The organism is Nostoc sp. 'Peltigera membranacea cyanobiont' 213, assembly GCF_002245975.1.
Lineage (GTDB): Bacteria > Cyanobacteriota > Cyanobacteriia > Cyanobacteriales > Nostocaceae > Nostoc.
The window spans coordinates 1-10,319 of the sequence record NZ_NOLI01000206.1; the positions used below are offsets into that span (position 1 = coordinate 1).

At 41.4% G+C, this 10,319-nt stretch carries 11 protein-coding genes; 9 read left to right on the plus strand and 2 right to left on the minus strand.

Annotated elements, in window-relative coordinates:
* Positions 1–149: 149 nt before the first annotated feature.
* The 3 genes from CDG77_RS31785 to CDG77_RS31795 are packed head-to-tail and all read left to right on the plus strand — an operon-like array spanning position 150 to position 3,302.
* On the plus strand, positions 150–2,228 hold the full coding sequence (locus CDG77_RS31785) for a PAS domain-containing hybrid sensor histidine kinase/response regulator (protein WP_094333197.1): 2,079 nt from the start codon (positions 150–152) through the stop codon (positions 2,226–2,228).
* 54 nt (positions 2,229–2,282) lie between these two features.
* Positions 2,283–2,879, plus strand: coding sequence for a tRNA-(ms[2]io[6]A)-hydroxylase (locus CDG77_RS31790; protein WP_094333198.1), 597 nt, complete (start codon positions 2,283–2,285; stop codon positions 2,877–2,879).
* An 18-nt stretch (positions 2,880–2,897) separates the two neighbouring features.
* Positions 2,898–3,302 carry a VOC family protein gene (locus CDG77_RS31795; RefSeq protein ID WP_094333199.1) on the plus strand — a complete coding sequence of 135 codons (405 nt, stop codon included), beginning with the start codon at positions 2,898–2,900 and terminating at the stop codon, positions 3,300–3,302.
* Between the two features lie 179 nt (positions 3,303–3,481).
* Here the strand turns inward: CDG77_RS31795 and CDG77_RS31800 are convergent, their stop codons facing one another.
* Positions 3,482–4,096 carry a PEP-CTERM sorting domain-containing protein gene (locus tag CDG77_RS31800; protein ID WP_094333207.1) on the minus strand — a complete coding sequence of 205 codons (615 nt, stop codon included), beginning with the start codon at positions 4,094–4,096 and terminating at the stop codon, positions 3,482–3,484.
* A 733-nt stretch (positions 4,097–4,829) separates the two neighbouring features.
* Between CDG77_RS31800 and CDG77_RS31805 the strand changes: the two genes are divergently transcribed.
* The 4 genes from CDG77_RS31805 to CDG77_RS31820 all read left to right on the plus strand — a co-directional run bounded on the left by CDG77_RS31805 (position 4,830) and on the right by CDG77_RS31820 (position 7,351).
* Positions 4,830–5,351 (plus strand): alkaline phosphatase PhoX, encoded by a 522-nt coding sequence (locus tag CDG77_RS31805; protein WP_442946451.1) that lies wholly within the window; start codon positions 4,830–4,832, stop codon positions 5,349–5,351.
* A 242-nt stretch (positions 5,352–5,593) separates the two neighbouring features.
* On the plus strand, positions 5,594–6,085 hold the full coding sequence (locus CDG77_RS31810; protein ID WP_094333201.1) for a GNAT family N-acetyltransferase: 492 nt from the start codon (positions 5,594–5,596) through the stop codon (positions 6,083–6,085).
* Between the two features lie 45 nt (positions 6,086–6,130).
* Complete coding sequence (locus CDG77_RS31815) at positions 6,131–6,808, plus strand: ComF family protein (RefSeq protein WP_094333202.1); 678 nt, start codon at positions 6,131–6,133, stop codon at positions 6,806–6,808.
* 87 nt (positions 6,809–6,895) lie between these two features.
* Entirely contained in the window at positions 6,896–7,351 is a 456-nt protein-coding gene (locus CDG77_RS31820) for a PPC domain-containing protein (protein WP_094333203.1), read from the plus strand.
* An 85-nt stretch (positions 7,352–7,436) separates the two neighbouring features.
* Here the strand turns inward: CDG77_RS31820 and cobS are convergent, their stop codons facing one another.
* Positions 7,437–8,210: an adenosylcobinamide-GDP ribazoletransferase gene (gene cobS, locus CDG77_RS31825; RefSeq protein WP_094333204.1), complete on the minus strand. Its 774-nt coding sequence runs from the start codon at positions 8,208–8,210 to the stop codon at positions 7,437–7,439.
* Between the two features lie 378 nt (positions 8,211–8,588).
* Between cobS and CDG77_RS31830 the strand changes: the two genes are divergently transcribed.
* The gene (locus CDG77_RS31830; RefSeq protein ID WP_094333205.1) at positions 8,589–9,041 is read left to right on the plus strand and encodes a hypothetical protein; all 453 of its coding nucleotides are present in this window, start codon (positions 8,589–8,591) and stop codon (positions 9,039–9,041) included.
* Positions 9,042–9,150: 109 nt separating this feature from the next.
* Positions 9,151–10,296, plus strand: a complete 1,146-nt coding sequence (gene tgt, locus CDG77_RS31835) for a tRNA guanosine(34) transglycosylase Tgt (protein WP_094333206.1) — start codon at positions 9,151–9,153, stop codon at positions 10,294–10,296.
* The last annotated feature ends 23 nt before the right edge of the window (positions 10,297–10,319 follow it).

Consider the following 10,319-nt stretch of genomic DNA (forward strand, 5'->3'; position numbering starts at 1 on the left):
GGATAAATCGTTCTGAACTCTTGTTGAGAAAAATGCTTAAGTGAAAAGTATTATATTTAACTTTTGCTCGTTCTAGTGGCTTTACTGAAGAAGAGGTGAGTTTTTGTGCTGACTTTTTCGGTCAAAGTAATTATTAGAGAAGATAGTAAATGACAAAAGAAAATTTTAAACAAGCAATTTTCGAGGCGCATCAGCGACTAGAAAAACTCTTGCAGCTTGCAAGCCTTGCGATAGAGCAATCCATAGAGTCGGACTATCCTATAGAGCTTTTGCAACAAGCGATCGCCGAAATCTCTATTTCTCTGGAAGAGTTACACCAACAAAATGAGGAATTGATTGCTACACGCCATTTGGTAGAAGCCGAACGCCAACGTTATTACGATTTATTTAACTTTGCTCCAGATGGTTACTTGGTTACAGATGGTGCTGGAATTATCCAGGAAGCTAACCATGCTGCCGCTAACTTATTGAATGTGCGCCAGTCTTACCTGATTGGTAAACCAATGTCTGTGTTTGTGCATCAGACAGAACGGCAGAAATTTCGTCAAATCATGCTGCAATTGCAACAGCAGGGGCAAGTTAAAAGAGAAGAGTTGCGGATTTATCATAATGAAGGAAGTCTGGATTTTCCGGCAGAATTAACTGCGATCGCTGTGGAAGACAATCAGGGTAAAACCGGAAACTTGCGCTGGCTATTCAGAGACATTAGCGATCGCCACCAAACACAACAGAAAATCCGCGAACAAGCTGCCCTACTAGACATCACAACAGACGCAATGATCGTCCAGGATTTGCATAACCAAATCTTATTCTGGAACCAAGGCGCAGAGAAGATGTACGGCTGGCAAGTTCAGGAAGCTGAAGGAAACAACGCCTGGGAACTTTTATCTCAAAAAACCTCACCTCTCCTCTCAGAGGCTCTAAAAACTGTTCTTGAGCGGGGAATGTGGCAGGGAGAATTGCGTAAATTCGCAAAAAATGGTGAAGAACTAATCATTGCTAGCCGATGGACGTTAATGCTTGATGCCGCAAGTTTGCCTAAATCAATCCTGATTCTTGACACCGATATCACCGAGAAAAAACAACTCGAAACCCAGTTATTGCGTAGTCAACGTTTAGAAAGCTTAGGCATTCTCGCCAGTGGTATTGCTCACGATCTCAACAATATTCTCACCCCAATGATGGGAATTTCTCAACTGCTGCCCCTAAAATATCCCCATCTTGATGACCTTTCGCTGCAAATGCTGAATATCCTCGAAAGCAATGCCAAACGGGGTAGCGATCTGGTGCGGCAAATTTTGTCATTTACCCGTGGTTCTGAAAAACAAACCACAATCGTGCAAGTATCGCAAGTAATAGAAGACATCAAGCAGATAGTCCAACAGACATTTCCCAAATTCATCGACATCAACGTAGACATAACACCAGATATCGGCATTGTTTTTGGAGACAGTACCGAACTGCATCAGGTGTTGATGAACTTAGCAATCAATGCTCGTGATGCCATGCCCAATGGCGGTAAACTCTGTATTTCTGCCACCAAGGTATTCATCGATGAAAAATATGCCAGGATGCACATAGGGGCAACAGTTAATTCTTATGTGAAAATTACGGTTACTGATACTGGAGTTGGTATTAACTCAGAAATTATCGATCGGATTTTCGATCCCTTTTTCACCACCAAAGGAGTGGGTAAGGGGACAGGACTGGGTTTATCTATATTAATGGGGATCGTCAACAGCTACGGCGGTTTTGTGGAAGTAGCCAGTCAGGTAGGAATTGGGACTACATTTAATGTATATTTACCAAATCAAGAAGGCAGTACTTCTCAAGTAGTAGATGAGGTAAAACTGTCAACAGGTCAGGGAGAATTGATTTTAGTTGTTGATGATGAAGTAGCCATCACTGAGATTACCAAAACTACACTAGAAATCTATAACTATAGGGTATTGACCGCCCAAAATGGGATTGAGGCCCTGGCCCTCTACACCCAGCATCAAGATGAAATTAGGCTGGTGCTGATGGATATAATGATGCCATCAATAAGTGGGAAAACAGCCATCCGCACCTTGCAAACCATCAACTCGCAAGTGCCAATTATTGCCATGAGTGGATTAGCTACGGCTGAGGCATTAGTACAAACTACAGGTGTTGCTATCCAAGGTTTTTTAGGAAAACCTTTCAGTACCAAGCAATTATTGAACTTTGTTCAAAAAATATTCAGTTAAAATCAATCTGCTAGACTATTTAGCTAAATTAACATTCTGGAGTTTTGTGACTCTGTGCTTACTCAATTACCGACAATCAACGTCCTCAAACAACCTACTAGCTCTGCTTGGGTTGAACAAGCGATCGCTAACTTAGATATCATCTTACTCGACCACTCCCACTGTGAACGCAAAGCAGCAGGTGTAGCCTTGAATATGATGTTTCGTTACCCTTCTAATACTAAAATGGTTCGGGAATTAACTGCGATCGCCCGTGAAGAACTAGAACACTTTGAGCTAGTTAACCAATGGCTAGAACGCCGGAATATTCCCTTAGCTCCCTTACAACCGCCTCCTTATGGCGCAGGTTTAAGAGCTACAGTCCGCCCCAAAGAACCTGAGCGATTTCTGGATTCCTTACTAGTCACTGGTTTAATTGAAGCTCGCTCTCACGAACGCCTGGGACTGTTAGCTGCTCACTGTCCAGAGCCAGAGTTAGCAAAATTTTATCGGGGGTTAATGGCATCCGAAGCGCGTCATTACGGCATATACTGGGTATTAGCTGCTACTTACTTCGACAGAGAAATAGTCATGCAACGGCTTGATGAATTAGCAATTGTCGAAAGCGAGTTGCTGGCGACTTTGCATCCAGAACCTAGAATTCACAGTTAGTAGACTAAGGCAACAGATATGAAGCTTCAGCTAACACACCTGAGACTACTTGTCTCCAACTACAAAGATTCTTTTCTGTTCTACCGGGATCTGCTGAAATTTGATGTCGATTGGGGCGATGAAGATAGCGGATATGCTGAGTTTAATACTGGATATCTCAAGCTAGGTTTGTTCAAAAAAGAATTGATGGCTGAAGTAGTCCCAAGAATCGAACAGCCTTCATACATTGTCAGTCGAGATAAAACAGTCTTGATTTTCGCAGTCGATAACGTGGATGAGGTTTATGAGCAAGTCAAAAATCATAATGCGATCGTTGTCACTGAACCACAAGATCGCCCAGACTGGGGAATTCGCACGGCTCATTTTCGCGATCCCGATGGCAATCTCATCGAAATCTACAACAATCTAGGAATTGTTAGTTAAAAGTTTAATCTTAGTTTGATTTATTATTACCCAATTCATATAAATAGGGGACATATTTGCAATACGTCCCCCTAGAAGTTTTAGGCATTTATAACCTTCTAAATTTTTGGTCATTAAAGCTAGAATAATGTTTAATTACAGTTCTAATCAGACTAGCTTCAACTATTCAGGTTCACTGTTTATGTAGATGCTGGCTTTTTCTTCACGACTCTATTCATTAAACTAAGAACCAGCAAACCAAAAATTGCCCCAGGTTCAGGAATAGCAGTTGCAGTCAACTTACCTCCAAGATCCAACCTACAATCGGGGTATGTATTGCATACTTCTGGTGAAAGGTCATCCTTCAAGAATATCTTAGCCGTTGGTAATCCTTGTTCGGCATTTAGATAAGTATAAAAATCTAAACCTGTCACATCTGTTGCAAAGTCAATTCCTAAATCAAAACCATTAGTTGCGTCAAAGCTACCAGTTTGTAAAACAGTCTTTGTGACTGGATCGAAGTTGAAATTAAAACTACTATCCGATTGCGGAAAATCGTAGTTAAAAGTTTGTAATAAAGTTCCCTGTGGGTTGAAGAAAGAAATACCAAAATTAGTCAATTGCTCCTTGGTAACAATGCTTCCCAGTAAATTATCATCATAGCTGAACTGCCCTTTAGCTGAATAACCTTTATCTCCTCGCCAATCAAGCTCAAAAGAAGCAGCATCAGCATTGGGAGCATTAATTAAACTAGCCATAGAGCTAAAAGCAACAACAGCTACAGTAGCTTTTATTTGGTTACGAATGCTTTTCATGTTCTTGATATTTGATATCGTAGTTAACTGCAAAATTTTCATCAGCATTGCAATCAATACTGATTCTAGAAATCCGGCTTGATTCTTGAAATTACTTGCGTAAGTAGCAAAAGGCAAAACGCAAGATAATTCAGAGCTAATAGGCTTAAATTGCTCCTAAAACTAGAAGCTTTAAGGTCTATTACTGACAATAAAAATGGACTTTCTTACCTGATTAATGTCTGAAATATCTTCAGGAAAACTGTATCATTTAGATTCAAGTTATCCTTACGTTTTTTCCATAAAAATCTAAAAATGTATAACTTATTTTCTGAATGCTAAATTATATTTCTTTGCTTAAATTAATCTTTAACTTGTCTTAACCAAATCTCGTTTTATTGCTAACATACAAGTATCTTTATTTTCTAAAATTCAATTTTCTATATTATTTTTTTTTACCTTTTAAAGAAAGCTATTACAACCAAGCTAGCTGCCACCGCAGACTATGTTGATATATAGATAATAGGCTTGGACAAACCCACCTAATATGCATGTTTTTTGCTTGTTTTAGGAAATTTATATAAAAACTTATCTTTTGTTAACTAACCCTAAATTAAATAAACCATTACCCAAACTTAATCAAAATCAAATATTTTTTCTTCAGCATTATTTGAAGTAACCAAACCATCCTCATGACATTTTCAAGGGTAAACCAAAAGTCAACACCAAGACCGGTTTTGTAGTAGGACAGAAGTTGTCTGTAGATTGGGTGAATATTCCTGACCCCAACCCAACAACTACAGATAATGTCAGATTGCAAGGCTTCGACTTAGGTGCAGCCCAGTTTAGCCGTGGGGAAGGCATCTATTATGAGGATAACAAGGGTAAGAAAGGCAACAATGGCAAAGGTGAATTTTATTTTACCGCTACAGATGGTGGCCCTGTAGGTGGTGGTCAGGTCTGGCGCTACATTCCAAGTGAAGAGACAATTGAATTGTTTGTCGAGTCTCAATCTAAAAATGAACTCGACATGCCCGATAACATAGTTGTGGCCCCTTTTGGCGATCTGATTCTCTGCGAAGATGGGGATGGTGAAAATTTCTTAAGAGGTGTGACTCCTGACGGCGAACTTTATAATTTCGCACGTAACGCTTTAAATGATAGTGAGTTTGCTGGAGCCTGCTTCTCTCCTGATGGTCACACTTTGTTCGTTAACATTCAAACCCCTGGTATTACTTTAGCTATTTGGGGCCCTTGGAATAGTAATAGAGGCTGATTTTAATTGTAGTAATATCAACGTCAGCGTAGGCGTAGCCCGCCGCAGGTATCGCTACTATATCGCTGAATTATCCATCGTAAAGAGACAAGGGGAGGGGAAAATAATTCCCCTTCCCTTGTCCCTTGATTGACACTTTGAGAGTACTGTCTGAAACAGACTCTGCAAGAATTGCTATTTGCTGAGTAAATTGGGATATAGAACCAGAAAATTTTCTGTGTAAACTTGACCAGCAAATGGTAATGAAAAACTATTATCAAGATTTTATAATTCGTGATTGGGTCGCAAGCGATCGCACAAGAGCCGCCGAAGTCATCAGTTATGTATTATCAGAATACGGTCTGGCTTGGGAACCAAAGGGCGCTGACCGAGATGTGCTGCGAGTAGAGGAATTTTATTTAGCTACTGGGGGAGAGTTTTGGGTAATTGAACACCAAAGCCAGTTAGTCGGTACTGGGGCATACTACCCCATACACCGAGGCAAAAAAGCTGTAGAAATCCGCAAAATGTATCTTTTGCCAAGTATTAGGGGTTTGGGATTAGGGAAATATTTGTTACAACAGCTAGAAGCCGCGATCGCAGAGCGGGGATTTGGGCAAATTTGGATTGAAACCGCCAGCGTTTTGGTGGAAGCAGTCAAGCTGTATGAAAGCAACGGCTACACTCCAGCAACGGGAGTAGAAACAACACGCTGCGATCGCGTGTATTTTAAGTCATTGGTCAATGGTCATTAGTCATTGGTCATTGGTCATTGGTCATTAGTTAAGAACAAAGGACAAATGCACACTTGGATTAAAAATCTTACAGGCTTACTCAATCTTTTTCTCCAATCCCATTGCCCCCTATGTCAACGCGCAACTTCGCAAGAATTTTGTCAGAACTGCACCAGACAACTGCAAAAATGTCAACGGAAAGACCCAATTTCTCTATGGAAAGAGCCAATACCAGTATTTGGCTGGGGGGAGTATGGTGGCCCGGTGAAACGAGCGATCGCAGCGATGAAATACGAAAATCAACCCCAAATAGCTCGTCCTCTGGGTCAATGGTTAGGAGAAGCATGGTTGTTAAATTCACCAAGGGGAGATAGCCAGCCTGTGGTAGTTCCCATTCCAATGCACCCTAGCAAGCAAAAACAACGTAAATACAATCAAGCTGCACTAATAGCACAAAGCTTCTGCGAAGTAACTGGATTAAAATTGAAACTAAACGGTTTAGCCAGAGTGCGAGAAACTGAAGCGCAATTTGGTTTATCGGTATCTAAACGAGAAAAAAACCTGGCTCAAGCTTTTGCTGTTGGGCAAGAATTTCGCGATCGCCCCCCAAATGTTCCAGTACTGTTAGTGGACGACATTTATACTACTGGTGCTACTGCCAGGTCTGCTGTACAAGCACTTCGTCAGTATGGAATAGTGGTCTTAGGATTAGTAGCAGTAGCCACTGCTGTCAAAGACGGATAAATCCCGAATTAATGGGCTAAATTGAACATATAAGCGTATAAGTTGACCGAATTACTCTATTTTTGTGGAAAAAATTGCTTGAAATGTATGAATAAAGTTTTTGCGGCGGGTTTAAAACAACTCATGATTATTCCTGCCACATTGCTGGCAATAAGTGTAAGTACAAGTACAGCTTTTGCTCAAAATAAGTTGTATAGTCCAATTCCTTTATCTAACAGTACTGAAATTACTGATAGCCTCTCAGATAAAGACATTCCCACAGGTCAAGGTGGGTTTGCTCGTGATTATACTGTGAAGTTACAAAAAGGCGATAATTTAGCAGTTGACCTGTCATCTGAAAACTTTGACAGCATCATCACACTGCTAGCACCTGATGGTTCGACTCTGGCAGAAAATGATGATGGCCCTGATGGTACTAGCAATTCCTTACTATTTACCCGCATCGTAGAGACAGGGAATTATGTTATTCGTGTCCGGTCTTTTGGAGAAACTGGGGTTGGGGCTTTTAAGCTCAAGGTGACAAAGCTACAACCGATTAAATGAATTTGTCATTTGTCATTTGTCATTGGTCATTGGTTAGGAGTCAGGAATTAAAATTTCTTTTCCTGCTCCTTTATCTCCGCATTTATTAAAAAACGGTTAGCACGCAGAGAAATAAGGCTTCAGTCCACTCGACGACCGCGCCATAGGTGTCTCCGGTGTGTCCGCCTAATTTGTGGTTGAACCATGCACCGGTTAAAATGGCGATCGCACTTCCGGCAATTATCATTGCTAGTGCCAGAAATAATTGCTGTTTATCTATCAGCACAAGTAAACCACTCAAAGCCAACAGCAATAATAATCCTGGTAACAAATCTTTGTAAGAACGAATGGCTTGTTTGTGAAGGGCACCTTTGCCGGTTGGTTTCAAATAAGGATATCGCGCGATCGCTACCTGTTGTCCCCAACGTCCCCAGCCACAAGCAGCCATCAGCAACAAACAACGATTTTCTGGCATATCTGTTAAGGCTGTGATTTTTAGTAGCACCAAGGCGATCGCAGCCATTGCCCCAAATGCACCTGTAGCACTATCTGCCATCACCTCCAGCCGCCGATCTGGATCGCCCACTGCTAAACCATCAGCAGTATCCATTGCCCCATCTAAGTGCAGTCCTCCAGTTATACCAATCCAAATACTTACTACCAAAGCACTACGAGTTAACACTGGCATACCAAGATAATCCATTCCCGTATCTAGTAACCCTAAAATTCCCCCAATTATCAACCCTACAAGCGAAGCAAGACGTGCCACTCCCTGAAAGTCCAATCCGTTCAAATACGGAAATGGAATACTCGTGTAAAATATAATGCTAGCTGCCAGCTTAAACAGCAGCTTTTTCCACCACTGTTGCTGTTTCGTCATCGTAATTACATTAATATTTGGTTAATTGCTGGATAATCATCTTAATTTGACTACAATTGAACATTAGTAAACTTTAAAGCTTTAGATAAGATTTACTTCTGTTAGAGATGATCGCTGAAAATTTTGTTATGCTGGTCTAAGTAATAATGAAATAATCTAGAGTAGTTTTTATACAAAAAACAAGAGGTTTCAGGAAATTAAAATTCCATCAAGAATCAAAATTTGTATTTTGTATTCGTTAACTAAAAACTTACTCCAAATTGTTAGACGATTGCCCCACAAAATTGATATTTTTTTAAATGTAGGGAGTAAACAAGCTATTCGATTATGACAGTTTAGCTATGTTGTTGCTCTCCTTAGCTCAATCGCTATTTTCCTATGAGTCACCATCTACCCGACACCAGGATACCAGCTCCGTGCATTATTAACACGGGCATCATTGTGAATAAGCTCGACATCCGGCGATTGCTGGGAGACTTAGGTCGAGTCCACTACATCTACACCCAAGAAGATAAGGTACTGAGCGAGGGTGAAGGGGATGTGATGGAAGTTTTTGCTAATCCACAAAGGTCTACCTTAGTAGCTAACCATGCACTATACTTGAACATTTATAGTTTTGATTACTTGGAACTCAAACAGTCATCGCAACAAGAAACCTACTTCGATTTGATGCAAGAAGGGGTGTGTCTGCGGTTGATTCCCCGCTCAACCCCCATCCAAGAGCGACGAGAGCGAACCTTCAATGTCAGCGCCATCGAAGCGATGATGGAGCAAGTCCTCTCAGCCAGATGGGATGCAGAAATTGACGATGACTGTTCTGATTCTTTCTAAAATAGCGACTACTATACCAATTTGATGTAGGGACAATTCATGAATTGCCCCTACATCGTATAGTTTTGCATAAGTCTTAATAGGCGCATCTTCAAAAATCTAAAATGGCATGAGTGCGAATTTTTCCTTTGAATGTCTTGCTTGCTGTAGTCAGACAAAAGCTAGAGCCGGAGTGTTTTCCACTCCTCACGGGGTTGTAGAAACCCCCAGATTTATGCCAGTGGGAACGCTGGCAAATGTTAAAACTATTACCCCAGCCCAACTACGAGATACTGGGGCACAAATGGTCTTATCTAATACTTATCATCTTCACCTCCAACCAGGGGAAGCGATCGTGGCTGGGGGTGGTGGGTTGCACAAGTTTATGGGTTGGAATGGCCCAATGCTCACAGATTCCGGGGGATTTCAGGTTTTCAGCTTAAGTGAGATGCGAAAAATTACTGAAGAAGGTGTAACTTTCCGCTCACCCCATGATGGACGAATTATTAATTTGACACCAGAGCGCTCCATTGAAATTCAAAATACTTTAGGGGCAGATGTAATCATGGCTTTTGATGAGTGTCCGCCCTACCCAGCGACTCGTCAAGAGGTTGAAACTGCAACTGAGCGGACTTATCGTTGGTTAGAACGCTGTATAACGGCTCATCAACGCAGTGAACAGGCTTTGTTTGGGATTGTGCAGGGAGGCGTATATTTAGATTTACGTTGCCGTGCGGCTGAAGCTTTAGCTAAGTTGGATTTGCCGGGATATGCCATTGGTGGCGTGAGTGTAGGAGAACCACCAGAATTGATGGCTGAGATTGTAAAAGTGACAGCACCGCTTCTACCGCCTGAAAAGCCACGTTATTTGATGGGTGTGGGTACCTATCGGGAAATGGCGATCGCGATCGCATCTGGCATAGATTTATTTGATTGCGTAATTCCCACTCGCTGGGCGAGACATGGAACGGCAATAGTCCAGGGCGGACGCTGGAATTTAAAAAATGCTAAGTTTCGTGAAGATTTTACGCCATTAGATGAAACTTGTCCTTGCTACACGTGTCAAAATTTTAGTCGTGCTTATGTATCTCATTTAGTGCGATCGCAGGAAATTTTAGCTTATACCTTGTTGAGCATTCACAACATTACCGAGCTAATTCGCTTTACCCAAAAGATTAGAGAAGCAATATTAAGCGATCGCTTCACTACAGAATTTGGCCACTGGCTAAACGAAGAAAGTCGAGATGAGGAGTGGGGACTAAGGATTGGGGACTAAGGATTGGGGACTAAGGATTGGGG